Genomic DNA, 26,919 nt, shown 5'->3' with positions numbered 1-26,919 from the left:
TACTCAATTTTTATCGCGAAAATGATTAACTATGGGATAGCGACGATCGCGTCCGAAACTCTTGTAACTGATTTTTACACCGAGTGCAGATTGTCGTCTTTTATATTCGGCACCATAAAGAAGCTGTTCAACTTTCTCAACAGTTTCCCGTGAATACCCACGTTTAATAATATCACAAATACTCATGTCATTTTCTACAAGAGATTGCAAGATATCATCTAGAATAGGATAAGGCGGTAGAGAATCTTCATCTTTTTGATTTTCCCGCAGCTCTGCAGAAGGCGCTTTTTCTATAATATTGGATGGAATGACAATCCCTTCTGGTCCTCTCAAATTGTGCAAGTGATTTTTATTGCGCCACTCAGCTAATGCATAAACCTGCATTTTATAAATATCTTTAAGAGGATTAAACCCGCCATTCATATCACCATACAGTGTCGCATATCCCACAGCCATTTCCGACTTATTGCCTGTCGTTACCACCAATGAACCGAATTTATTTGAAAGAGCCATTAAAAGTGTACCGCGTATACGACTTTGAAGATTTTCTTCTGTTATATCAGGGGGTAACCCTAGAAAAACTGGCGCCATTGTCTTTAAAAAAGCTTCAACAGGTTGCTCAATCGGTATTATTTCATAATGACATCCTAGAAGTTGTGCACATTCTTTAGCATCTTTTAACGATTCTTGTGAAGTATAGTGATAAGGCATCATAATGGTGCGAACTCTCTCAGAGCCAAGAGCATCCACCGCCATTGCCGCACACAGGGCTGAATCAATTCCTCCTGAAAGACCAAGAATAACATCCTTAAAGCGATTTTTATTAACGTAATCTCTCAAACCTAAAACACAAGCTTGATAATCGGCCGCTAATCCATTGAGAAGACTTTCATTAGGACCTGAAATACAGTGCCATCCCGTCGTTATTTTTTGCCAATGGCTTAAAGCAATATGGCTATCAAAGTGCTTCATTTGAAATATCTTTTTTCCTTCTCCATTCAAGGCAAAAGACCCACCATCAAAAACGAGCTCATCTTGACCTCCAACTTGATTAGCATAAATAATTGGTACCCTAGATCGTAGAGCTTGCGTATGAACAACATCTATACGTTTTAAGGTTTTATTACGATAGTAGGGAGATCCGTTAAGGACAAGAATAATTTCCGCTCCTTTATTACCAAGCTCCGCACAAAGTGAAGAATCATTCCAAATATCTTCACAAATCACTATTCCTAGTCCTACCCCACGATAGATAAGAGGCTCAGGTCGTGGGCCTGAAGAAAATAAACGCTTTTCATCAAATTCAGCATAATTAGGTAAATCAAACTTCAAACTTTCGGCAATGACTCGCCCTTCATCAAGAAGCATGACACCGTTGTAAATATTGCCATTGCGTCTTAATGGAAGACCAATGACAATTCCTGGTCCGCCTACGGTTATCTTTGCTAATTTCTTAACAGTCTCTTCACATGTTTTTGTAAAAGCAGGTTTTAGAACAAGATCTTCCGGCGGATAAGCGCTTATAAAAAGTTCCGTGAATAAAACAAGATCAGCCCCCTCTTCTTTGGCCTTTTGATGTGCCATGACAGCTAAAGAAAAATTCCCCTCAATATCACCAACAATAGGATTTAATTGGGCAATTGATACCCGAAAATCATTTTTCATAAGCCTTTGTATCATTTCATCAGTTTAGCAACCACAACTTTACTCTTCATCATCAGGAAATATCACTTTTTAAAAATTCTCTTCTGCCATAATGACCTAAAAGTATATTAGGAAAAATTTTCCTACCCACCAGCAGCAACTCCTAACGAATCAGTCACACGATTTTTTTTAAGGAGTTCAGCAACAAGAAAAGCCAATTCTAACGCTTGATCTGCATTTAACCGTGGATCACATTGCGTATGATAACGATCAGATAAATCGTCTACAGAAATAGCATGCGCCCCTCCTGTACATTCAGTAACATCACGACCTGTCATCTCAATATGGATACCTCCTGGATAAGTTCCCTCTCCACGATGTACTGCAAAAAAATTCTCTACTTCTTTTAAAACATAATCAAAGGGACGCGTCTTATAACCATTGGCAGTAATCGTATTGCCATGCATTGGATCACATGACCATATAACCGCACGCTTCTCACGTTCAACGGCACGGATGAGTTTAGGCAGATAACTTTCAACTTTATCATACCCAAAACGCGTAATGAGAGTAAGCCGCCCCAGCTCGTTTTCTGGATTTAAAATATCAATTAATTTTAAAAGCTCATCAGACTCAATGGAAGGACCACATTTTAATCCTATAGGATTTTTAACGCCGCGACAATATTCAACGTGAGCATGGTCAATCTGACGTGTACGGTCACCAATCCATAACATATGACCGGATGTTGCATACCAATTTCCTGAAGTTGAATCAATCCGAGTCAAAGCCTCTTCATAACCAAGCAAAAGTGCTTCATGACTGGTATAAAAAGATGTTTCACGCAATGAAGAATGTGTTTTGGATGTAATCCCTATAGAACGCATAAAATCAATTGCTTCAGAAATACGCTCTGCCAATAATTCATAACGTTCCCCCTGCGGACTGTTAGAAACAAAACTCAACATCCATGTGTGTACATTTTCTAAATTAGCATAGCCACCTTGTGAAAAAGCACGCAATAGATTAAGTGTTGCCGCAGATTGGCGGTAAGCCATAGACATCCGTTGCGGATCTGGAATACGAGAATCGGCTTCAAACTCAATGCCATTAATAATATCCCCCCGATAAGCAGGAAATTCAACTCCCTCTTTGCTTTCGATATCAGAAGAGCGGGGCTTTGCAAATTGACCAGCAATACGACCAATTTTAACAACCGGTTTAGAACTACCAAAGGTTAAAACAATTGCCATTTGCAAAAATACACGAAAAAAATCACGGATATTATCAGCTTCATGTTCTGCAAAGCTTTCGGCACAATCACCACCTTGCAATAAAAAAGCTTGTCCTTTTGCAACAGCTGCTAATTCATTTTTTAAATCACGTGCTTCACCGGCAAAAACTAAAGGAGGATAACTTCTCAGTTTTCGTTCAACATCTTCTAACATAGACTTATCCGGATAAGTCGGAACTTGTTTAATTGGCCTTGTTCTCCAAGAGTCAGGTGCCCATTCTTTTATCATTACACTCTCTCTAAAGATTAATCTTACAGATTGGCATATCAAAAGCTTTTTACCGCAATATATGCTGTTTAACTTTCTATTTTCTTCCCATTTTCATATATATAACTTGGTTTATACATCGTTACCAATTCTTCTGCCATCGTTGGATGCACTGCCATCGTTTCATCAAAGATATCCTTCGTCAGCTTTCCTTTGAGAGCTATCCCAATAAGCTGTGCCATCTCACCAGCGTTTTCCCCTAAAATATGAGCGCCCACAACAATACGGCTTTCACCATCAACAATGAGTTTCATAAGCATTTTCTCTGAACTATCAGAAAAAACATTACGCATAGGACGAAAAACTGTACGATAAATTTCAAGACGCTTATAACGACGTACCGCATCTTCTTCTGAAAGACCAACTGTTCCAATCTCTGGCTGAGAAAAAACTGCCGTCGTAATTAAATCATAATCAGGTGTCGTGGGAATATTCTCAAACGCAGTCTTCACGAAACACATTGCATCATGAATCGCAACAGGTGTTAATTGAATATGACCTGTTACATCACCAACAGCCCAAATATGGGGTACATTCGTTGTCATTCTTTCATCAACAACAACTGCACCAAATTCATCCACTTGAACACCTGCTCGCTCAAGTCTTAAACCTGTTGTATTTGGTACACGCCCCGTAGCCAACATAATCTGATCGGCACCGATCGTTTGCCCATTTGATAAAACAACTTCATAACAATTTTCTGCAGCCTGCACTTTAGAAATTGTTACGCCATAGAGAATAGAAATCCCTTTTTCAATCATTGCATCGCTAAGCAATTGCCGCAAATCATGATCAAAACCACGAAGGATTAAATCACCACGATGGAGCAGCGTTGTTTTTACCCCCAATTCATGAAAAATATTAGCAAATTCAACACCAATATACCCTCCACCAACAATGACTATCGATTTTGGGAGTTGATCAAGGTCAAAAATCTCATTAGAAGTGAGGCAAAATCCACCGCCTTCTATGGGAGTATTTGGTGCAAATTTTGCCCCTGTTGCAATCAAAATCTTTTTCGCACTTACCCGCTCACCCGTGGCAGAAAGCTCTAATGTGTGATCATCTATAAAAGTAGCACGACTTTCATAAATATGCACATTGTTATTTTCTAATCCCTTACGATACAGCCCTTCTAACCTTGATATTTCTTTATTTTTAGCTGCAACCAACTTTTCCCAGCTAAAAATTGGATCCGCATATTTCCACCCAAAACCAACACTTTTCTTAAATTCTTTTACATATTGTGATGCATAAACATAAAGTTTTTTGGGAACACAACCACGAATAACACAAGTACCCCCTATACGATATTCCTCTGCTATAGCAACACGCTTACCAAGTCCTCCAGCAAGCCGTGCTGCACGTACTCCACCAGAACCACTTCCAATAACAAATAAATCAAAGTCAAAAGAGCCCACGAATTATTCCTTCTTATGTATCTGCAAGAATAGGCTAAGATCATTTATTATCAAATGAAAGTCTTTTTTTCTTTTGAAGAAGCATTTTTTTATAAAGCCGTATTCTAAAAAGACCTACTCTCATTAAAATATTAAAAACGGCGGAAAAACCGCCGCTATTTAAAAAATCAGAAATTGCCCATTGGTTGTCATGATATCAATCAAGCTATTTTTTATTTTCTGAAGATTCTGATTTTATAGGCATATTTGTAGGCATAGTAGAATTATTCAAATTAACTGTTTCAGACATTTCTTTTTTCACATTTTCTACAAGATCCCGCATAAGCGCAGAACGCCATGCATCAAATGCTGAATAAGAATCACGTGCGATATTGGGGACCTCTGTCAAAAACTTTTTACCGGTATCAGAATTGTAGAATGCCGTTATTGCATCAAGCTCTTTTTGAGTAAAATATTTTGCATATACATGAGCAATCTCTTTTTCTAGATCAGAGCGCCTTTTAATTAAAGCAAGCGCCTGCTTATCAACAATATCAGAAATAGTCTCTGCCAAATTTGGATCAGCCCTCATCAGTGCAGTTTTAAGATCATCTACCGCATTTGGTAAAAAACTATCAAACTGATCCGTTGCGTGAATGGCACTTATAGCCTTTCTAGCTGAAGCTAAATGCTGATCGCTCACACCTTGTGCATAAGCCATTCCAATATTCACAACGAAAACGGCAACTACACCTAAATATACGACAAAACGCTGAAAAGAAAATATTGTTTTCATTTAATGATTACCCCGATAATTAATTATAATTCAAATGCGTTATTTATTCAAAATTTCAATACTCTTTGATTTATTGTATTGTGCTAACATATCGTCATGAAACTGTCTTCTCTAAAAATCAAAAGATTCTAAAATTTTTGTTTGACCATCAGCCATAGCTACAATTGCACGTGAAGCCAATCCCAAAAAAAGTCCATGCTCAACAACACCAGGAATGGCAAGAAGTGCATCCGATAATGGTTTTGGTTGCAAAATGCAGCCCCAAAATGCATCAAGAATAAAATGGCCACCATCTGTTTCAAAAGGATTTTTTCCATTCATTCGCAATGCAATTTCTCCAGAAAGCCCTAAATCCTCAGCGACTTTTTCGATGGCTCTGCATGTTGTATGGATACCAAATGGATTAACTTCAATTGGTAGTGCAAAAGCACCAAGTCGTTTTACCACCTTTGTTTCATCAGCAATGACAAGCATTGCACGAGATGCCGATGCTACAATTTTTTCATACAACAATGCTCCCCCTCCACCTTTAATGAGCATCATCTCAGGACCAATTTCATCTGCTCCGTCAATATCAAGATCCAGTTCAGGTATTTGTTCTAAAGTGCTAACAGGCACTCCAAACTTACGACAGAGTTGTTCAGAATATCGTGAAGTAGCAACACCAGTCACTCGCAAACCATCCGCAACACGCCCACCAAGAAGACGAATAAATTCATTGACTGTCGAACCAGATCCAATACCAAGCCGCATATCATCTTCAATAAATTCAAGCGCTTTAATAGCTGCCATTTTTTTTAACTGCTGAACATCCATGAATGACTTTGCCTTTTATCCGTATAAGCAGCATTTATCACCCCTATTACCACCGATAATAATGATAATAAAAGATAACCTCTTGACGCAATCTATTTAAATTTACCATCATCTTTTGCTTGGAGAGATGTTACTCGTTATAGAAATATATGATAAGAATAAAATAGAATAATCAACAATTATCTTTTTTATTTCTTTGAGAAAATTTATTAGCATTTTTCTCATTCAATAAGAATTTTTGATTTATCTTGTGCTATCAATAGGATGCACATATCAATTTTTTTGAAAAATTTAAAATGATCAGATATAAAAATCATCTATTTCTAGAAAACTGTAGATTATTATCTCGTTTCAATAACTTTGATAAACTTACTAATTTAAATACCGCAAAATTTTATCAGAAGAGTCTTCTATTATTTTTTGTTTTGTCATTATCCAAATGTGAAGCAAAATATGATAGATTATATTTTTTATGAATGCTGTCTGTGCATATTCCATGGTCTATGAAACCCTAGCGAAGACCAAATAATATCTCCACCTTTGGTCATCATAACGCTTCCTCGTGATAACAATTGTTGAGGCGTAAATATTATTTTTGCCTTCTTATAACATGTTGGATTACGCATTACAAATGTATGAATGAGAATATCTGCCTCTACACATTGATCTATTTCTCTCTGTAAAACAACCACTTTTAATCCATTCTCTAATAATGACGTACATACATGATAATCACAAATAAATTGTCCGTGCAACGAAGGACCATATTTTGTTGGTTTAATCGTTTCATTCACACGAAATGACTTTTTCCATATGGATGTCGTGAACTTAGAAATATGGTAACGATCAATATATAATTTTTTATCATGGATAACGCCCACGAGACGCATATTATCTGCTATAATCAGTTGTACAGGTGAATGCATTACGCAAATAGAAATACCAGCCAAAATAAACAAACTAAAAAAGAGCCGGATGAGTGTTTTGCAAAAAGTCAGTCCAACCAAGCCTATACTCAATAAAACCAACGCAGATAACGGCATAAAACCAGGATTCAAATCAGGAGAAATAGCCTTGATAACATGCGCAATCTTTATCACAATATCAACACCAAACCCCATAATTTGAAGGGGGAGCCATTCGAATCCTCCTAACATTGCGAGGACTGCAATTAATCCAAAAGGAATGACGAAAATTGAAATGACAGGCAAAGCAAAAGCATTACTGATAATGCTCAAAGATGCCGTATTAGAAAAATGATACGCAGCATAAATTCCACTTGCACTCCCTGCAACAAGGGAAGAAGCACATGTTGAAAGCATCGATAAGAAAGCAAAATTTATCACTCCTCCTCCAACATAAGAGGGTGTTGTTTTTCTTTTACGAAAAAATGATCTTCCACTCCACCAATCAAAAAAAGCGATCAAAGCAGCAGTCGCAGAAAAGGACATTTGAAAGCTAGGACCTAATATTTCATGGGGTGTCATCGCCAGAGTTATCAACCCTGCAATAGAAAAATTACGCATTGTTATAGCAGAGCGATTACACAATATAGCAACCAACATAACAGCAATCATCACAAAACTTCTTTGCGCTGATATTGCTAAGCCCGACAATAACAAATAAAAAGCTGTTATCATAAACGCAACGATAGCAGCAAATTTTTTACTGGAATAATAGGAAGAAAAAACTGGAAAAAATGCTAAAAAACTACGGATACTCAAAAGAACTATGCCGCTTAACAACGCCATATGTAAACCGGATATTGATAAAATATGGGCTAATCCAGCCGTACGTAATGCTTCATTTGTCTCATTTGAAATGCCAGCACGCTGCCCTGTTATAAGAGCAGCAGCAACACTCCCCTTTTCTCCTTCAAGGGCTATACGGATTCTTTGTGTCATCTTCGTGCGTAAATTTTCAATTTTCTGTAGAATGATAGCGAATATTCCATCAGGCTGCGAAACCGATATTTTTCTTGGTTTTCCTAAATAAACGCCTTGTGCCCCAATTCTTTTAAAATAATTATGAAAACTAAAGTCGTAGCCTCCTGGACGCACTGGCCCAGAAAATGCACGAATCTTAACTTTCCCATATAGTCCATCACCAATTGCTAAGCCAGATGGCAAATATCTTGTCGATAAACGAATACGATGAAGACTATGGCATAATATGGGCTTTTCTGTACTCAAAACATCCAAAACTAAACGAAATCCCCCTTTGGTGCCTAACTCAATAGAAACAATTCTTCCCGTCAATGTGGTGACGATGTCACTGCTTAACATGGGTGTTGCAATACGCCACGTTTCTATTTTTGCCGCCAAAACACCCAATATAATACAAAACAAAAATCCCACGGGAATCCATATTTTTCGATAAAAACGTGCAACATAGAATATTCCCAGAAAAATACTGACCAACGCCCCCAATTGTCCCCAACTTGGCTCCCACTCTAAATGAAAATAAAAAATGATTCCTAGAGCAAAAAAGATTAAAATCAGCGAAAAAAGGATACCAAAAGAAACTTCTTTATTGATACAATCTTCTAGCCATTTGCGAAAACGAATGATTACTTCTTTTGAGAGTGTCAATAAAAAAAGTTTTTGTTGGTTATAACTGCCGTTCTTTGCATCATCATATCTAGAAAAAATACTCTGCCCTATTTGACATGGCTTTTTTCTTTCTGTAACAGATTTTTCGGATAAACCCTCTTTAACTTTACTTTGATAAAACATCCGCCCCCCACTTTAACTCGCAATATGGCTATTGCACACCCCATCACCTATGCTAACATGATTTTTCTATAAAGTTCTATAAGTAATATCTCAGTTTAAAGGAAAATATTTCGTGTCTGTTATTACTCGTTTTGCCCCTTCACCCACTGGCTTCCTTCATATTGGTGGCGCTCGTACTGCTCTTTTTAATTGGCTTTATGCAAAACATACCGGTGGAAAAATGCTTTTACGAATTGAAGATACAGACCGAGAGCGCTCAACAGAAGCAGCTGTAAAAGCTATTATAGATGGCTTACACTGGATGGGGCTTAGTTATGATGGCACCCCTATTTCGCAATTTGAACGTGCTGAACGTCACCGACAAATCGCCGAACAGTTGGTCAAAGACGGCAAAGCATATTATTGTTATGCTTCACCTGAGGAGTTAGCTGAAATGCGTGAAAAAGCCCGTGCAGAAGGGCGCCCACCACGTTATGATGGACGTTGGCGGGACCGTGATCGTTCTGAAGCTCCTAAAGGTGTTAAGCCTGTTATTCGCATCAAAGCCCCTGAAGAAGGAGAAACGATTGTACATGATCGTGTTCAAGGTGATGTTCGTTTTCCTAATAAAGATCTCGATGACTTTATTATTTTGCGTTCTGATGGTTCGCCTACTTATATGCATGCTGTTGTCGTTGATGATCATGATATGGGCATCACACATATTATACGTGGGGATGATCATCTTACCAATGCTGCCCGACAAATGATCATCTTTAAGGCAATGGGATGGGATATTCCTGTTATGGCACACATTCCTCTTATCCATGGTGAAAACGGTGCAAAATTATCAAAGCGGCATGGTGCACTCGGTGTTGATGCCTACCGAACAATGGGATATCTTCCTGCTGCTTTGCGCAATTACCTTGTCCGTTTAGGTTGGAGTCATGGTGATGACGAACTGATGTCGCTTAAAGATATGATTTCTTGGTTTGACATTGAGGATATTAACAAAGGTGCTGCTCGTTTTGATCTCAAAAAGCTCGATTCCATCAACGGACATTATATGCGCATGAGTAATGATCAAGAACTTTTTGATGCCGCTCTTAATATTCTACCAGAAACCGATAGGGGAGCACAAATTATTGAAAGACTTGATGAAAAACGCCGTGTTCAATTTTTAAAAGCAATCCCACATTTGAAAGAACGTTCAAAAACACTGTGCGAACTGATTGACAATGCCTCCTTCATTTTTACGCAACGACCTTTACAACTTGATGAAAAAGCACAAATGCTCTTAGATAAAAATGGACGAACCATTTTAAATGATCTTTATCTTGCCCTGAAAGCTTGCCCCTCTTGGGATACAAAAAACCTAGATGAAACACTTCGCTCTTGTGTACAAACACAGAATCTCAAATTTGGATCTATTGCCCAACCACTTCGCGCAGCTCTTACAGGATCTGCAACATCACCAGGTGTTTTGGATGTTCTTATTTTATTAGGACGCGATGAATCCCTTCATCGCATCAAGGACCAACTTATCACAACAATATGCTCATAATGTGTACTGAGTATATTTCCTCAAATAGGGATCTATACAGATATCTCAACGCGCCCTAGAAGAGTTTTTTATGTTATATCATTGAAATACATTTTTTATTGAGTAATAATGATCAATAAGGAAATATTTTTAGATTGCATGTACTCACTTTTAGAGGCAATCTACCATTAAATATAAGTAAGAAAAGCTTCAGTTATACATCCCCCACTCTGATGAAGCAGAGTCTTAATTTTTAGCAGTGAAGGATCTGAAAGGAATACCGAATGTCTGAGAATAACGCATATATTATTGTGAATGATAAAAAAGTAGAGCTTCCCTTGCGTAAAGGCACGAGTGGACCTGAAGTCATTGAAATTGCTTCTCTCTACAAAAAAGCCGATATTTTTACTTATGATCCTGGTTTTACTTCAACAGCTTCTTGTGAATCAAAAATTACTTATATCGACGGTGATAAAGGCATATTGCTTTATCGTGGTTATCCTATTGATCAATTAGCTGAAAAAGGAGACTTTCTCGAAAGTTGTTATCTTTTACTTTATGGTGAACTCCCAACACAGCAAGAAAAAAATGAATTTGATCGATGTATTATGCAGCATACCATGGTACACGAACAGTTTGCACGCTTCTTCCATGGCTTCCGCCGTGATTCTCATCCTATGGCCGTCATGGTTGCCTGCCTTGGCGCTATGTCTGCGTTCTATCACGACTCTATTGATATTACAGATCCTCACCAGAGAATGATTGCTTCTGTTCGTCTTATCTCAAAAGTTCCAACGCTTGCTGCTATGGCCTATAAATACAGTATCGGACAAGCATTTGTTTATCCACGTAATGATCTTAGTTATGCTGCAAATTTCCTCCGTATGTGCTTTGCTGTTCCTTGTGAAGAATATAAAACAAACCCTGTGCTTGCTCGGGCGATGGATCAAATCTTTATCCTTCATGCAGATCATGAACAAAATGCTTCTACATCTACGGTACGTCTTGCTGGATCCTCGGGTGCTAATCCGTTTGCCTGTATTGCAGCAGGTGTTGCATGCCTTTGGGGACCAGCACATGGTGGTGCCAATGAAGCATGTTTAAAAATGCTACAAGAAATAGGTTCTATTGAAAGAATTCCTGAATTTATTGCACGTGCAAAAGATAAAAATGATCCTTTCCGCCTTATGGGCTTTGGGCACCGTGTCTATAAAAATTATGACCCACGTGCAAAAATCATGCAAAAAACCTGTCATGAAGTTTTAAAAGAACTCAACATTCAAGATGACCCGCTTCTTGATATTGCAATAGAACTTGAAAAAATTGCCTTAAGTGATGAATATTTTATTGAGAAAAAGCTTTATCCCAATGTTGATTTCTATTCCGGCATTACATTAAAAGCTCTAGGTTTTCCAACTGAAATGTTTACTGTTCTTTTTGCATTGGCGCGCAGTGTCGGGTGGGTAGCACAATGGAAAGAAATGATTGAGGACCCTGCACAAAAAATTGGTCGTCCTCGACAACTCTACACAGGCCATGCTATGCGTGACTATGTTCCTATAGATGAACGTGCAAATTAAAAAAAGAAATCAATAAAGCTTCAGTTTACTGAAGCTTTATTGAGAATAATCCAAAAATATCCTTTAAGAATTTTTATAAAACGTGATTTTAAAACTCTTTCTACAGAGGTAACATCATCATAAAAATTTACTAAAAAATTCTAAGTTTTAAATTGAGAATACTCTTCTGCAAATTAGCCAAACATTTAGCAAAAAGAAATTGAAAATTTTACCTTATAATTCCCATTATCTTTAATGGAAGTGTATTCCCTGTCATTCCCTCATGTTTAAAAACCTTATTACATATTAAAATCTAGCAATGTCAGAATTTTACTTTCTATCTTCTCCAGATAAAATTGCAAAAGGCTTACATTAAGTGCTTCTTTAAAATGCCAAAAAATTCTTATCCCTTTTCAAGTAGATTAGAATAAAAATACTTTACATTTTATCCTGTTCAGAGCTGAAATTTTCTTTGTATTTAAGTTAATAGTTTTCCTTTTAAATATAACTTATTGATTTTTAAATAAAATTATTAAAAATCATCATATAATCAACAAGAGGTGTACTTCTTTCCTATATTTTTTATCCCCATACTTAATAAGAATAAATCATTTTTTTTGATAATGATATCCAGCATAATGATAGCAAAATGAACCCAGATAAATTTTTTACATTGCTCCAAAAGAGCTTACAGATTATAAAAATGCATGATGGTTTCATATTTGCCAGCTTATCTAATAGGAGAACATAATGAAATTATTAGCAGGAGCTCTTATAATAAGCGCAACACTGTTTACCCTATCGGCCAATTCTCAAACGCTGAAAATTGCAAGCGATGCCTCTTATCCGCCATTTAGTTATATTGACTCAAATAACGAACTTCAAGGGTTTGATATTGATATATCTTATGCGCTTTGTAAAAAAATGAATGTTGAATGTACTATTGTCACACAAGACTTCGAGGGGATGATTCCTGGTCTTCTTGCCAAAAAATACGATGCTATCGTTTCTTCCCTTTCTCCTACAAAAGAGCGCTTACAAAAAATTGATTTTACAGATCCTTACTACAATACTGTACTCGCTGTTATCGTTACCAAAAATTCGGGAATTAAAGAAATCTCAACACAAAACTTTAGAGGTAAAAATCTTGGAGTACAATCGAATACAACACAAGCTGCATATGCGGAAGATCATTATGCCTCTGAAAGAGTGAATATCAAACTTTATCCTACAGCAATAGAAGCTAATCGTGATCTTTTAAGCCATCGGCTTGATATCATTATCTTTGATAAATTAAAAGCATTAAATTGGCTTGAAAATGAAGGAAAAGATTGCTGTATCCTCCTAGGAACTCTAGAAGAAACAAAATTTCCTGTTGCAATTGCACTCCGTCAAAATAATAACGATCTTAAAAACAGTTTTAATAAAGCAATAGAAGAAATCCGCGCCGATGGAACCTATGAAAAAATTATGAAAAAATATTTTACTTTCAATATCGATTAGATATCACTATGAATTAAAATTCAGTTTTTATATTTAAGGAGTATTTTTTAACTCTTTATTGGACATGCAAAGATAATTGGAAATTCGGCAGTTTTATAAGAAAATTTACATTTATCAAAATAGTTTTTAATTGTTCCTCGATATCTAAACATTTTATAGAATATAATGACAACAATAAGGTTGTATTTTTATCGTATCAAAATCTAATTTTTTCTTTATGTTCAAATTGAATAGCCTTACTTTCAAGAAAAATCCTTAGTTTTTACTCATGAAATGATTCAAATCTATCATTTCGTGAAAATTAACCTATCATACAAGCAATAAGATATTTATTCTTTTTTTATCAATAAAAAAGATAATTTTTTTGATAATAATGTCCAACATAATGATCTAAAATAAACATCAATAAATTTTTGAATTGCTCCCAAAAAGCTTACAGATTATAAAAACATAGTGATTTCATATTTGCCCGCTTATCCAATAGGAGAACATCATGAAACTATTAGCAGGAGCTCTTATAATAAGCGCCGCACTATTCACCCAATTGGCTGATGCGAAAACATTAAAAATTGCGAGTGAAGGCACCTACCCTCCCTTTAGTTATATTGACTCAAATAATAAATTGCAGGGACTTGATATTGATATATCTTATGCACTTTGTAAAAAAATGAATGTTGAGTGTACTGTTGTCACACAAGACTTCGAGGGAATGATTCCTGGACTTATTGCAAAAAAATATGATGCTATCATTGCCTCCCTCTCTCTTACACAAGAGCGCTTACAAAAAATTGACTTCACAGATCCTTACTACGATACAGCACTGGCTGTTATTGTTACCAAAGCTTCGGGAATTAAAGAAATCTCAACACAAGACTTTAGAGGTAAAAATCTTGGTGTACAATCAAATACAACACAAGCTTTCTATGCAGAAGATCATTATGCTTCTGAAGAGGTGAAAATTAAACTCTACCCTTCCACAATAGAAGTGAATCGTGACCTTTTAAATCATCGACTTGATGTGATTATTGTTGATAAATTACAAGCATTAAATTGGCTTAAAAATGAAGGAAAAGATTGCTGTCTCCTCCTAGGAACTCTAGAAGAAACAAAATTTCCTGTTGCAATTGCACTGCGTCAAAATAATAATGATCTTAAAAATAAGTTCAATAAGGCGCTAAAAGAAATCCGTTTAGATGGAACTTATGAGAAAATTATGAGAAAATATTTTACAAGTGATATCTATTAAATATCAATATGATGTTTAAATAAAACCCGCTAGTTATTTCTAAAAAATATTATCTAACTCTTTCATGAGGAACACAAGAATGATTGAAAATTTAGCATTGCTATCATTTAGCAATGGTGGATGGGGAGCGGTTATACTTTCTAGTGCAGGAATGACATTGTCATTGGCATTATGTTGTGGACTTCTAGGACTTCCTCTAGGTCTTCTAAATGCAGTGATGATTCGATCCAATATTAAGATGGCCAAAGCGATGGCACGCCTCTTTTCAACGGTATTTCGTGGACTACCAGAGCTTTTAACTTTGTTTTTAGTTTACTACGGGTTACAAAGCCTTATTCAAAATGTCTTGGACTATTTTAATTTTGAAATCATGTTCAGTATCAATGCTTTTGTTGCTGGTGTTCTTGCGCTTAGTATGGTTCTTGCAGCTTTTTCTTGTGAAGTTTGGCTTGGAGCATTTAATATTTTTGATAAAGGCCAATATGAAGCGGCTAAAGCTTTAGGCCTTTCACGGTCAACCACATTTTTTCGTATTGTCTTCCCTCAGCTCATCCGAAATGCCTTGCCAGGACTTTCTAATAATTGGCTTACTTTACTGAAAGATACATCCCTTGTTTCAACCATCGCACTTGTTGACCTCATGCGACAAACGAACTTAGCTGTCGCTGCTACCAATAAACCCATGCTATTTTATCTTGTAGCATGCTTACTCTATTTGTTATTTTCAGCGGTTTTTACTGCAATCTTACGCCATTTGGAAACATACACTCAAATAGGCGATAAAAAGGTGCTACGTCAATGATTCCTGAGTGGCTTTATTTCCTTTTCAATCCTGATCTTTTAAGCCATTATGGACCAAAATTTATTAATGGCTTTATTGTTACTGTTGAGCTTGTTTCTATTTCTTGTTCTCTTGGTTTTTTTCTTGGTATGCTTATCGCTTTTGCACGTTTATCAAAAAATACATTTTTACAGTATTGTGCAAATGCTTATGTCTATTTTTTCCGTGGCTCTCCTTTATTAGTTCAACTCTTCCTTTTTTATTATGGACTTGGTTCAATGAATGACTTCTGGCAGCAGGTTGGTTTGTGGTGGTTTTTTAAAAACGCGTGGTATTGTTGTCTTTTTATTTTTACTCTCAATTCTGCTGCCTATCAATCTGAGATCTTTAAAGGAAGTTTTCTATCCGTAACAACTGGGCAACGTGAAGCATCAAAAGCTTTAGGTCTAAGCAACTCTGTCACATTTTTTAGAGTTATTCTTCCACAAGCAATGATTGTAGCATTACGCCCCCTAGGAAATGAGTTGACTTTAATGATTAAATCCAGTGCTCTTGCCTCACTTATTACTGTTTATGATTTAATGGGGGTTGCTAAACTCACTTATTCACGGACTTTCGATTTTCAAGTTTACGTTTGGGCTGCTCTTATCTATCTCTTTATCGTTGAACTCATTCATCGTTTTATTGTTTTTATCGAACAGCGCCTCACTCGATATTTACGGTAAATAAAATGATCATAAAAAACTTTACAAACAAAAATGTTGAATTAATCAAGTTATTCATCAATGAAAGAATAAAATAAGATGAATTTGAAAAATAATAAATCGATCTCTCCCTGTAAAAACCCTGTGATCTCTATTCGAAATCTAAATAAATGGTATGGAAACTTTCAGGTCCTACATGATATCAACTTTAATGTTCAAGCTGGTGAACATATCGTTATTTGTGGACCATCGGGATCAGGAAAATCAACGTTAATCCGTTGTATTAATCAATTAGAACAAGCACAAAAGGGTTCAATCTGTATCCATAATGTTGATATCCATACCGCTCCTATACAACAGCAAAAAAATGTTCTTCGTAAGATAGGAATGGTCTTTCAGAACTTTAATTTATTTCCCCACATGAGCGTTATACAAAATTGTATTTTAGCACCTATGACAGTTCAAGGACTTTCCAAACAACAAGCACAAGAACGGGCAATTCGCTACTTAACGCATGTTGGTATTGAAAAACACTGTGAAAAATATCCTTTACAACTTTCTGGTGGGCAACAGCAACGTGTTGCAATTGCCCGTGCACTTTGTATGGAACCTGAAGTCATGCTTTTTGATGAACCAACCTCTGCTCTTGATCCAGAAAGTGTGGGAGAAGTTTTAGACGTGATGGCTCGATTGGCCGATACAGGGATCGCAATGCTTTGTGTTACCCATGAAATGGGCTTCGCACGTAAAGTCTCAGAAAGAATACTCTTTCTAGAAAATGGAAAAATTGTTGAAGATACAGCCTCTGAAGAATTTTTTACTAATCCTAAAAGCCAACGTGCTTGTAATTTTCTTGCTAAAATTAAATATTAATCATTAACATATTGCTTTATTTATACAATTTTATTCCTGCTTTTTAAAAGAGTGATAATTATTTGTGCGCTAACAACCCCCGATGGTACTTCAGTTTTCATTTTCTGTTCTACCATCTCAAAGGCATCGAGTTGTGCCTGTCGTATTAAAGGATTAAACAAAAGTTGTTCTACTTGTCTTGCTAACATACCTGGGCGTAAAAATTCATCAAAATATTCCGGTACAATAGGCTTATCAGAAATAATATTGGGAAGAGCTGCACTCCATAAAATTATTTTAGGGAAAATAAAGAATTTAGAAAAACGATCAAGTTTATAGCAAAGGACTGTTGGAATTTTAGCTAATGCTAATTCAAGTGAAACCGTTCCAGATGCTGCAAGTGCAACATCTGCTTGTGCAAAAGCACGCCATTTTGCATCTTCACCAACTACAATTTCCACTTTGCTTTTCCAGCCTTGTACAAAATCACGAATTTTATCCGCTAAACGTGGTAATGTTGGTAAAATAATACGTAAATGAGGAATACGTTGTACAAGAATCTCTACTGTTTCTCGAAAAATAGGCATTAAAGAACGAATTTCTAAATTGCGTGATCCTGGCAAAATAACTAATGTAGACGATGATGTTTGTGTATCGCTCAAATTTCTTTGTTCTAATTGGCATTTTTTTTCTGACTGAACTATCAAAAGGGGAGGATATGTCAAAAGACGATGTCCAACATAAGTCGTGGGAGGACCACCCAAATCTTGCATAATCTTTTCTTCAAAAGGAAAAACCGCTAAAACATGGTCAACAAACTTGCGCATAGCTTTAGCGCGCTCTGGACGCCATGCCCAAACGGTTGGTGCAACATATTTAATGATAGGAATAGAAGGCGCTAAAACGCGCACCTTTTTTGCAACACGATGCGTGAAATCAGGACTATCAATAATAATGAGGCAATCAGGTTGTTCTTGTGCAATAAATTTGGATAAATTGCGAATATGTAGCAACAATAATGGTAGTTTTTTCAACACCTCCTTTAAACCTATTAAAGCAATATCATGGGAATCAAAAAAGCTTTTTAAACCTAATGCCTTTAAATGCCTCCCCCCAACACCAATCAAATGAATATTGCATCCTGTTTGTTGTGATAAACAAGAAATTAAATCGGACGCAAGTAAATCACCAGATTCCTCCCCTGAAACCACAGCAATCTTTAAGAAACAATTATTCATGAGCAAACTTTTCAAATGTCTCTATAAATAGAGAATATTTATTGGCTTTTTCTATTGTTGTTTTCACCGATAATATTAGACTTCTATTTGCCTCCACTGCAACACCAGATAAACCACTTTTTGCAATATTCATTATTGTCGCGGGCCCAATTGATGGTAAATCAACGCGATTATCCTGTTGTGGTTTTGCACATTTTACAAGAACGCCACCTTTAAGGGGAATTTGCCCTCTTTCTCGCATTTCACAAACACGCCATAACATATTATCAGTTCCCTCAGCGCCCTCCAGTGCAACCACCCTTCCTTGGACAACAACAACGGCTTGCCCGATATCTAATTGACCTAAAAGCTTTGCTGCTTCTGCTGCTAAAAAAATATCTTTTTTCTCTTTTTGCGTAGCACGCCGCACTGTTAAATCAAACTCCATAGGAGCTAAAAGATCTGCGACTATCTCGTGAGCACCAACAACACGAAAACCATACGTTTCAATAATCCGTATAAAAGCTTTTAATAACGCATCATCCCCTCTCTTCAAAGCTCCGATTAACTTAGGAAGAGCTAAAAATGTTGTCCAGTCCAGTCGCAATTGTTTAAGAAGTGGGCGCTTTTTCACACCACCTGCCAAAACAACATTATAAACTCTAGCCTCTTTTAAGATTTTAATGAGTCGCGCTAACTCTACAATTGATAGCTCGCAATGCTCATAGCGAGAAAGAACAGAATCTGCCTCACCACGCAAAAGCACAAGAAAAGGATTCTCTCCATTCTTCTCAAGAGCCTGCGCAACAGTAATCGGCAGAACACCATTTCCTGCTATAATAGCAGTACGGCCGGAAAGAAAACCTCTGGCTCCCCAAATAGGCATTTTTAATCCTTATATTCTTTTATTCTATCACCTTCAAATTTTGGTGTACAATAAAAACGTTTTCCTTCTTCCTTAATAAAATTAACTATATCAAGAACAGACTGAGAAGAAGAATAGAAAGAAGCAACATCACTGACACGCTCTTTAAATGGTTTGCTATGATCAAAAAGCATGGCAACCGCATGACGGAGTGCATGAATATCTTGACGCTCAAGTCCTGCACGCTTCATGCCAATAATATTGAGGCCAGCAAGTTTTGCCTGTACCCCAACAGCTGTTCCATAGGGAATGAGATCACCAACCAATGCCGATACACCACCAATAAATGCATGATGCCCAACACGAACAAATTGATGCACAGCAGCACCCCCACCAATAATCACATAATCACCAATAATAACATGACCAGCTATCATCGCATTATTTGCGAATGTTACATGATTCCCTACATGACAATCATGAGCGATATGCGCATAACAAAAAAATTGGCAATTATCACCAACAACTGTCATTCCTACACTTGAATCGGAACCCCTATGCATTGTTACGCCTTCACGAATCGTACAGTTTTTACCAATCGAAAGAGTCGTAGCCTCTCCCTTATGTTTATTATTTTGCGGATCTCCCCCCAAAACTGCATGAGAAAATACTTTACTCTTGGCTCCTAACGTTGTCTTCCCCATTATCACAACATGACTCATCAAACTGCATCCATCACCAATAACAGCATCTGAACTAATATGACAAAACGGTCCAACTTGTACATTCTCACCAAGCTGCGCTCCCTTCTCCACAAGAGCAGTTGGATGGATTTTTGTACCGGACATTTTTAAATTCCCATCAAATATCGTTTATTCTTCTTCGACAATCATCGCAGCAATTTCTGCTTCAGCGACGCGGACATCTTCTACTTTTGCAACGCACGAAAAACGTCTCATACCAGATCTTTTTTTCAAAAGCTGAACATGAATCTTGAGCTGATCACCAGGTATAACCGGCTTACGAAATTTCGCATTATCAACCGTCATAAGGTAAACTAAATTTGTTTGCTTATTGCCTAAATTTAAAAGTGCTATTGCTCCTGCCGTTTGTGCCATAGCTTCTAAAATCAAAACTCCAGGCATAACAGGCTTTGCGGGAAAATGTCCCGTAAAATGCGGCTCATTAATCGTTATATTTTTAATACCAATAGCTCCTTGTTCACCATCAATATCAACTATACGATCGATTAATAAAAACGGATAACGGTGCGGTAATATTGATAATAGTTTTTCAATATCGACAGCCTCTAAGTTTTTAGTCTTTTCACTGCTGATCATATCAGCGTTTCTCCTTTTTAACTTTTCCCATACTGCGCAACGTCGCTACTTCACGAAACCATTGTTTAAATGGTCGCGCTGGACTACCTCCCCATTTTTCGCCATCCGGAATGTCATTCATAACACCACTACGAGCAGCAATCTGAACACATTTACCTATTATGATGTGATCGGCTACTCCAACACCCCCGCCAAGCTGAGACATATCCCCTATCGATGTACTTCCCGCAACGCCACATTGAGCAGCAATAAGACAATAGCGGCCAATTTTTACATTGTGGGCAATTTGTACAAGATTATCAATCTTGCTTCCTTCACCAATAACAGTATCTTGAAATGTCCCACGATCAATTGTCGTGTTCGCACCAACTTCTACACCATCCTCAATAATAACGCGACCAAGCTGTGGAATTTTCTCGATTCCAGAAACGCCCCCAACATAACCAAAACCATCTTGCCCAATACAAACACCAGGATAAAGCTGAACCTTATCACCTATTATAGAACACTGAACTGTTACCTTAGGAGCAATATAGCAGTCACATCCAATACGGCAATTTTCACCGATAACAGCTGTGGATGAAATGAGAGTTCCTGCACCAATCTCAACATTTCTACCAATAACAGCTCCCGCTTCAATACACACATCATGTGCCAACTTAGCCGTTGGATGAATATGCGCATGCGATGAAATCCCCTTCGATCCTAACCAAGGCATTGGCTTGACAGAATCTGGAAACAAAATACGACCAATCTGAGCAAAGTCACGCTGTGGTGTGGATGTTACCAAAATTGCCATAGTTTCGGGAACTTTAAAAACAATCTCATTCGTACAAAAAACAGCAACAGCGGAACTGTCCAGTAAAGCATCAGAAAACTTCCGATGCTCTACAAAAACAAGAGAACCTTCCACAGCACTCTCAAGTGAAGAAAGAGTATTGATAACTTTATGAGAAAACTCTGGATTAAGAAGCTTTGCACCCGTCAACTCAGCAACATTTGCAACTGTCAATTGCCGGGACGGCGTAAAAAAAAATGTATCCGCCATCAAAACACTTTCTCTCCCAGCTTAAGCTATTCTCTTCAAGTTTTTCCTTCTTAAAATCACTCAAATCAGAACTTCGTAGAAATACCAAAATTCAATTGTTGCAAACGATCACCTTCCTGCTTCGTTATTGGCCAAGCATAATCAAAACGCAAAGGACCAAACGGAGAATCCCACATCAAACTCACACCTGCAGATGAACGCCAAGCACTTTTGGTATTGGTAACAGACGGTTCACCCTTAAAAACGGCTTTATAATTATTGCCATAAAGCGTGGCAATATCCGCAAATAAAGCACCGCGCAACCCGAACCCTTCAGGCACAACAGGGATAGGAAACTGTACTTCAGCAGTCGCATTCATATATGTTGTTCCCCCCAAGAAATAAACCTCACCCTTACTGGAAACCTGACGCGGACCTATTCCATTATATTTGAACCCTCGAATCATATCAGTATTCGCTTTAAACATATCGAAAATACGAACACCATCTCGGCCCATTCCGTGGATATAACCACCCCCAAAGGAAAGCAAACCAACAATATCCTTCTGGTCAGAAAGAGTCTTGTACATCATCGCCTTACCCGTGGTCTTCAAGAACTTTGCACTTCCACCAAGCCCTGCATATTCCTGAAGAAGATGCACGTACCATCCATCATGGGGGGATCTCATATCATCAATCGTATTATAGGTGAAACCATAACTAATTGATGAACGTTTCCAAGGGCTTTGTTTTGCAGCTTGAACAATCGCACCAGAATATTTCCCATATAATTCTATTACGTCACTCTCTTTGTCAAAATCGTACTCTCCGCCAAAATCATATTCTTCCTGTACATAAGAATAAGCTACATTAGCAGATAATTGATTATTAATAGGTAATGAAAACCGTAGCGATCCACCTGTCTGTCGTACATCATAGGCCTTATCAGCACGGTAAGTACTACGAAAAACATCAACGCCAGCAGATAAACGATACCCTAAGAAATAAGGATCAACAAATGATAAATTATAATTACGAGATTTTTCTTGCCCCGCACCTAATCCTAAACGAACATATTGACCACGTCCCCCAAGATTACGTTCGGTAACAGAAACTTCAAGTGACATACCAGGACTTGTTCCCCCTGTTGTATATCCTCCAGAAAGAGAGAGATCTCCTGTTGAAGCTTCAACGACATCTATTACCAAAATAACTTGGTCAGATTGATCTGTGGGCACCATTGAAATATTAACGGCTTTGAAGAAACCTAAACTTTCTAGACGACGTTTTGCCCGCTGTAATAAAGTTTGATTGTAAGCATCCCCTTCGTTTAAATCAATCTCACGGCGAATGACGTAATCACGCGTTTTCTCATTGCCACGTATATCAATACGCTGAATATAAGCACGTGTACCCTGTTCAATATTATATAAAATTGAAATTGTATGATTTGCTAAATTACGATTTCCCCGCGGCTCAACTTTAGCAAAAGCATATCCCGAATCAGCAACCTTATTATTAATAATTGCAACAGACTGTTCAATATCTTCTGCGCTATAAACATCACCTGGCTGGGTTTTAAGCACCCTTTTCACAGATTGAACGTCAATTCCATCAACATCACTTTCAACCTGAATATCACTAATTTTATAGCGCACACCCTCATCAAGAACGAAAGAAATTTTATATGTATTGCTTGCTGCATCAAAAGTCGCTTTAGAAGAGACTACACGAAAATCTGCATAACCACGATTATAATAAAAGCGACGTAAAGCTTCTTCATCAGCAGCGAGACGCTCTTCACTGTAAACATCACCTCCCAATAACTTCGAAAAAATTCCTGAAGTTTTTGTTGAAATCACATCACGCAAACGACGACTTCCAAAGACACTATTCCCCTTAAAAGTGATATCACCAATCTTTGTTTTTTGCCCTTCAACAACATTAAATACTACATTAACCCGCCCTTTTCCAAGGTTAATCGTTTGAACGTTGACAGTGATATTATTACGACCAAGAGTTTTATAAGCTTCACGAATTGTATTTATATCAGCAGAAAGCTTAGCAGAATTAAAAGGCTCATTCGGTTTTAAAGAAATAAACCGCTTAAGATCTGGGTCTTTAAAAGATTTATTTCCCTGAAACAATATCTGATTGACAACCTCATATTCTTTTACGAATACAACCAATTTATCACCTACCGGATTTATTTTAACATCATAAAATAAACCCAATTCGAAAAGATTCTTCACAGCATTATCAACATCAGCACTGGAAACCCCTTGTCCAGCCTTAATCCCCATATTGTCTCGAATCGCCTGAGAACTTACAAACTTATTCCCACGAACCTCAATAGAACGGACTACAGACGCTTGCATTTCTCCAACCGCAGCAATTGACATAAAAACCGTTGCTGGGGCAATCATCCCCATCTTTAACACCAATACAGATGCTGCATTTAAAAACTTTGAATTTGTAGTCATTGGCTTTTTTACCTTACTCTTGTTCCTTGGACATGATGCCTTAAAAAGCTAACTGCCATAACAACCTTTTTACAGCGAGACTTTTCATTCCTTAATTACTCATTATAATGTACGACGCCACAACATTTTGCAGACATAGTAAACAACCTTCAATTTGTTTTCGCTATTATTACTCAATTTATAAAGCGTTTTCCATAATTTAATTAGCTAAACCAACAAAAATAATCATTAAAAAAGACAAAGATCATAAAAAGGAGAAGAATGGAAAAACCTAAACGAAAAATAATTCCCTGAATTTTAGCAGATATTTTCCTCCTAGTAATGACCTCAATGACATGCAATAAAAGATGCCCACCATCAAGCGGTAGAATCGGAAAAAGGTTAATAAGCCCAACACTTATTGAAAGAAAAGCTGCCAAATTCAACAAAGAAACAAAACCTGTCTCGCTCACTTTCCAAGCAATTTTAACGGTTTTAGAAGGTCCACTTAGCCGACAACGGTCCTCTTTTCCTCCTATTAAACGACTCATAAAAAGAACGGTTTGAGTGACGATAAACACAGTACGATCTGACGCTTCTCTTACAGCTGTTACAAAACCATAGCGAATATGTTTTATATAAGTTGGATCTAAATGTGCAGGATTATTTAAATCAATAGGAACACCTACACCTATCATAGCACTTCGTGTTCGATTACCAAATCCATCATCTCGCTCAACGATTTCCGGGGTAATCACCGTTGTAAAGAATCGCCCCATGCGTTCTATTTTAAACTCTATGGGTTCTCTTTCGTGAAAAGCTACATAATTCATCAAATCTTCAAAACTTTCAACCCGTCGTCCATCCATTTCAACAAAACGATCACCTAACTCCAAACCGGACTGAAGAGCAGGGCTATCTTTTACCAAAGAACCAACAACGGGCTCAATGGCTACACGACCATAGATAAAGAAAAAAAATGTTAGAATAACAACAGTAAAAAGGGCATTGAAAAAAGGACCGGCAAAAACAGTTGCTGCTTTTTTCCAAGCATGCGCACTAGCAAATGAACCATCAACAATCAGAGATGATTGGGATGATACCATATCGATTTTTTCCTCATCCCCAACAAACTTTACATACCCTCCTACGGGGATAAGTGCTAAGCGCCACTTCGTGCCATGCTTATCTGTATAACTCGCTATTTCTGGCCCAAATCCAAGCGAAAAAACTAACGCCTTAATACCACACCACCGACCAATGAGATAATGCCCAAATTCGTGCACAAAAATGATAATCATAATGATGAAAAGAATACTCAAACTTCTTAAAAGAAAATCACCCATAGTGACGATATAATTTAAAAGTCCCAAACTACCTTCTCCCAATTAGATCATACTAAAAAGATTAAAAGGTGCATCCATATCAGACATAAATGAACCAATTAAATAAAGAAGAAAAGCTGCCCCTACCAATCCATCTATACGATCCATAAAACCACCATGTCCAGGCAATAAAGAACTAGAATCTTTAACAGAAAACCGTCTTTTGAGCCATGATTGCCCTAAATCACTCAATTGTGAAACAATTGACAAAACAAGTGTAAGAAGTGGCACAAAAAAACTTGCTAAATTTATATCAAAAAATCCAAAAGAAACCCATATACCACCGAAAACTCCGACAAATGTACCACCAAGTGCTCCTGACCATGTTTTATTAGGAGAAAATTGTGGTGCTAATTTAGGTCCCCCTAATGCACGTCCGATAAAATACCCACCAATATCTGTTCCCCACACTATCGTAAATAAGAAAATAACAACTTGGAACCCCAACATTTCATGATCCCGTAGAAAGCATAAAGCAACAACAGGAAAAGATGCATATAAAAAACCACAAAAAACCCAACCACTCTTTTTTATAGATATAATAGCCAACACCGCAGCCAAAACGATTAAAACACAAAAAATCAATGAAGCAGATACACTCAACACTAAAAAAAAGCCAAAGATCAAATAAAAGGTACTTGCTAATATTTTTTGTAAAATACACCATTTCTCTTTAGTAATACTCATCCACTCATAAAGAACAAAACCGCCAATACACCATACAAATAAAAAAAAGAAGATTCCTCCCAACCATGTTAGATACAACGCAATAACGCCAAACACAAAAGCTGTCAGAACACGATAAACCAAATTAGACAAAACAACATCCAAACAATAAAAATAGAAAATACAAGCTCTAAAATTGACGCAAGAAAAACTTCCCTACGCAGTATTTTTATTTCATACTTGTATAAATTTCTCTTATAATTTATCATAAATAATTCAGTCTACAAAGATAGCGCTTTTGAGACCAATAATCAATGAAACCAACTTCAAAAATCTCCGTCAGGATTAATCCTAAAATATTTTTTTTAATATTTTCTCAAATATAAAATGAAAAAGCAGCTATCTATCTCCCATATGAATTAACTAATATAGCTTTCGTATAACAACACTTCTCTATCAACTATTCGTCATTGAAAAACGAATTACGCCACATAACATCTGCTTGATCGATTATACTCACATGTTTTATAATGGGAAAATAAGAGAAAGGTTAGGCTTATTTTTTGCGTTATATTCTTTCCCCAACCCTCATCTTAGAATATTTGAATAATTTCTAATAATACTTTCATTATGTAGTTTAACAAAGACATGCTAAACTAAAAGCCCTCACCATGCTGCTCAATAGTGTCTTCCTGCAAAGAGCTTGATTTACCATGCAGATTAAAAAATAAAAACATCTGCCCTTTCAAATCAATCCCTCCCATATCAAGATGATAAAACGATAAAATACCTTCCTGCATCACACCTTGCTATCACAGAGCACTCTACTTCCTACTA

Annotated in this window: 22 protein-coding genes; 7 read left to right on the top strand and 15 right to left on the bottom strand. The window is 37.0% G+C overall.

Annotation, left to right across the window (positions count from 1 at the left end; translation table 11 throughout):
* Positions 1-3: 3 nt before the first annotated feature.
* The 6 genes from ACFIKY_RS05965 to ACFIKY_RS05940 form a co-directional block, all read right to left on the bottom strand.
* Positions 4-1,665 carry an NAD+ synthase gene (locus ACFIKY_RS05965; protein ID WP_375636298.1) on the bottom strand — a complete coding sequence of 554 codons (1,662 nt, stop codon included), beginning with the start codon at positions 1,663-1,665 and terminating at the stop codon, positions 4-6.
* A 122-nt stretch (positions 1,666-1,787) separates the two neighbouring features.
* A complete protein-coding gene (locus tag ACFIKY_RS05960; protein WP_375636296.1) occupies positions 1,788-3,167 on the bottom strand; it encodes a class II 3-deoxy-7-phosphoheptulonate synthase in 1,380 nt (459 codons plus the stop codon).
* A 68-nt stretch (positions 3,168-3,235) separates the two neighbouring features.
* Complete coding sequence (gor, locus tag ACFIKY_RS05955) at positions 3,236-4,627, bottom strand: glutathione-disulfide reductase (RefSeq protein ID WP_375636294.1); 1,392 nt, start codon at positions 4,625-4,627, stop codon at positions 3,236-3,238.
* Between the two features lie 205 nt (positions 4,628-4,832).
* A complete protein-coding gene (locus ACFIKY_RS05950; protein WP_375636292.1) occupies positions 4,833-5,402 on the bottom strand; it encodes a DUF2059 domain-containing protein in 570 nt (189 codons plus the stop codon).
* Between the two features lie 111 nt (positions 5,403-5,513).
* The gene (rpiA, locus tag ACFIKY_RS05945; protein ID WP_375636290.1) at positions 5,514-6,218 is read right to left on the bottom strand and encodes a ribose-5-phosphate isomerase RpiA; all 705 of its coding nucleotides are present in this window, start codon (positions 6,216-6,218) and stop codon (positions 5,514-5,516) included.
* A 470-nt stretch (positions 6,219-6,688) separates the two neighbouring features.
* A complete protein-coding gene (locus ACFIKY_RS05940; protein ID WP_375661544.1) occupies positions 6,689-8,953 on the bottom strand; it encodes a ComEC/Rec2 family competence protein in 2,265 nt (754 codons plus the stop codon).
* Between the two features lie 112 nt (positions 8,954-9,065).
* Between ACFIKY_RS05940 and gltX the strand changes: the two genes are divergently transcribed.
* The 7 genes from gltX to ACFIKY_RS05905 all read left to right on the top strand — a co-directional run bounded on the left by gltX (position 9,066) and on the right by ACFIKY_RS05905 (position 17,141).
* On the top strand, positions 9,066-10,496 hold the full coding sequence (gene gltX / locus ACFIKY_RS05935) for a glutamate--tRNA ligase (protein ID WP_375636287.1): 1,431 nt from the start codon (positions 9,066-9,068) through the stop codon (positions 10,494-10,496).
* A gap of 263 nt (positions 10,497-10,759) precedes the next feature.
* Complete coding sequence (gltA, locus tag ACFIKY_RS05930) at positions 10,760-12,055, top strand: citrate synthase (protein ID WP_375636285.1); 1,296 nt, start codon at positions 10,760-10,762, stop codon at positions 12,053-12,055.
* 729 nt (positions 12,056-12,784) lie between these two features.
* Positions 12,785-13,537, top strand: a complete 753-nt coding sequence (locus tag ACFIKY_RS05925) for a transporter substrate-binding domain-containing protein (RefSeq protein ID WP_012755057.1) — start codon at positions 12,785-12,787, stop codon at positions 13,535-13,537.
* A gap of 493 nt (positions 13,538-14,030) precedes the next feature.
* Complete coding sequence (locus ACFIKY_RS05920) at positions 14,031-14,783, top strand: transporter substrate-binding domain-containing protein (protein ID WP_012755056.1); 753 nt, start codon at positions 14,031-14,033, stop codon at positions 14,781-14,783.
* Positions 14,784-14,862: 79 nt separating this feature from the next.
* Complete coding sequence (locus ACFIKY_RS05915; RefSeq protein WP_375636283.1) at positions 14,863-15,585, top strand: ABC transporter permease; 723 nt, start codon at positions 14,863-14,865, stop codon at positions 15,583-15,585.
* Positions 15,582-16,289, top strand: coding sequence for an ABC transporter permease (locus ACFIKY_RS05910; protein ID WP_375636281.1), 708 nt, complete (start codon positions 15,582-15,584; stop codon positions 16,287-16,289). Before ACFIKY_RS05915 ends, ACFIKY_RS05910 begins: the two co-directional genes overlap by 4 nt.
* Positions 16,290-16,367: 78 nt before the next feature.
* Entirely contained in the window at positions 16,368-17,141 is a 774-nt protein-coding gene (locus ACFIKY_RS05905) for an amino acid ABC transporter ATP-binding protein (protein WP_375636280.1), read from the top strand.
* 20 nt (positions 17,142-17,161) lie between these two features.
* Here the strand turns inward: ACFIKY_RS05905 and lpxB are convergent, their stop codons facing one another.
* The 9 genes from lpxB to ACFIKY_RS05860 form a co-directional block, all read right to left on the bottom strand.
* A complete protein-coding gene (gene lpxB / locus ACFIKY_RS05900) occupies positions 17,162-18,358 on the bottom strand; it encodes a lipid-A-disaccharide synthase (RefSeq protein WP_375661543.1) in 1,197 nt (398 codons plus the stop codon).
* Positions 18,351-19,223 (bottom strand): LpxI family protein, encoded by an 873-nt coding sequence (locus tag ACFIKY_RS05895; protein ID WP_375652986.1) that lies wholly within the window; start codon positions 19,221-19,223, stop codon positions 18,351-18,353. The genes lpxB and ACFIKY_RS05895 overlap by 8 nt, the downstream gene beginning before the upstream one ends.
* A 2-nt stretch (positions 19,224-19,225) precedes the next feature.
* The gene (lpxA, locus tag ACFIKY_RS05890) at positions 19,226-20,050 is read right to left on the bottom strand and encodes an acyl-ACP--UDP-N-acetylglucosamine O-acyltransferase (RefSeq protein ID WP_375636274.1); all 825 of its coding nucleotides are present in this window, start codon (positions 20,048-20,050) and stop codon (positions 19,226-19,228) included.
* A 24-nt stretch (positions 20,051-20,074) separates the two neighbouring features.
* Complete coding sequence (fabZ, locus tag ACFIKY_RS05885; RefSeq protein ID WP_375661542.1) at positions 20,075-20,542, bottom strand: 3-hydroxyacyl-ACP dehydratase FabZ; 468 nt, start codon at positions 20,540-20,542, stop codon at positions 20,075-20,077.
* A gap of 1 nt (position 20,543) precedes the next feature.
* Positions 20,544-21,590, bottom strand: coding sequence for a UDP-3-O-(3-hydroxymyristoyl)glucosamine N-acyltransferase (gene lpxD / locus ACFIKY_RS05880; protein WP_375661541.1), 1,047 nt, complete (start codon positions 21,588-21,590; stop codon positions 20,544-20,546).
* A 65-nt stretch (positions 21,591-21,655) separates the two neighbouring features.
* A complete protein-coding gene (bamA, locus tag ACFIKY_RS05875; RefSeq protein ID WP_375636271.1) occupies positions 21,656-24,052 on the bottom strand; it encodes an outer membrane protein assembly factor BamA in 2,397 nt (798 codons plus the stop codon).
* Between the two features lie 203 nt (positions 24,053-24,255).
* Positions 24,256-25,404: an RIP metalloprotease gene (locus ACFIKY_RS05870; RefSeq protein ID WP_375661540.1), complete on the bottom strand. Its 1,149-nt coding sequence runs from the start codon at positions 25,402-25,404 to the stop codon at positions 24,256-24,258.
* Between the two features lie 15 nt (positions 25,405-25,419).
* A complete protein-coding gene (locus tag ACFIKY_RS05865; protein ID WP_375636267.1) occupies positions 25,420-26,235 on the bottom strand; it encodes a phosphatidate cytidylyltransferase in 816 nt (271 codons plus the stop codon).
* A 503-nt stretch (positions 26,236-26,738) separates the two neighbouring features.
* A complete protein-coding gene (locus ACFIKY_RS05860; protein WP_375636266.1) occupies positions 26,739-26,882 on the bottom strand; it encodes a hypothetical protein in 144 nt (47 codons plus the stop codon).
* Between the last annotated feature and the right edge of the window lie 37 nt (positions 26,883-26,919).

The sequence above is a fragment of the Bartonella sp. CR127HXZ genome, assembly GCF_042194555.1.
Lineage (GTDB): Bacteria > Pseudomonadota > Alphaproteobacteria > Rhizobiales > Rhizobiaceae > Bartonella > Bartonella grahamii.
Note: the sequence above shows the minus strand (reverse complement) of the source record. Positions and strands in the feature narration are given on the sequence as shown.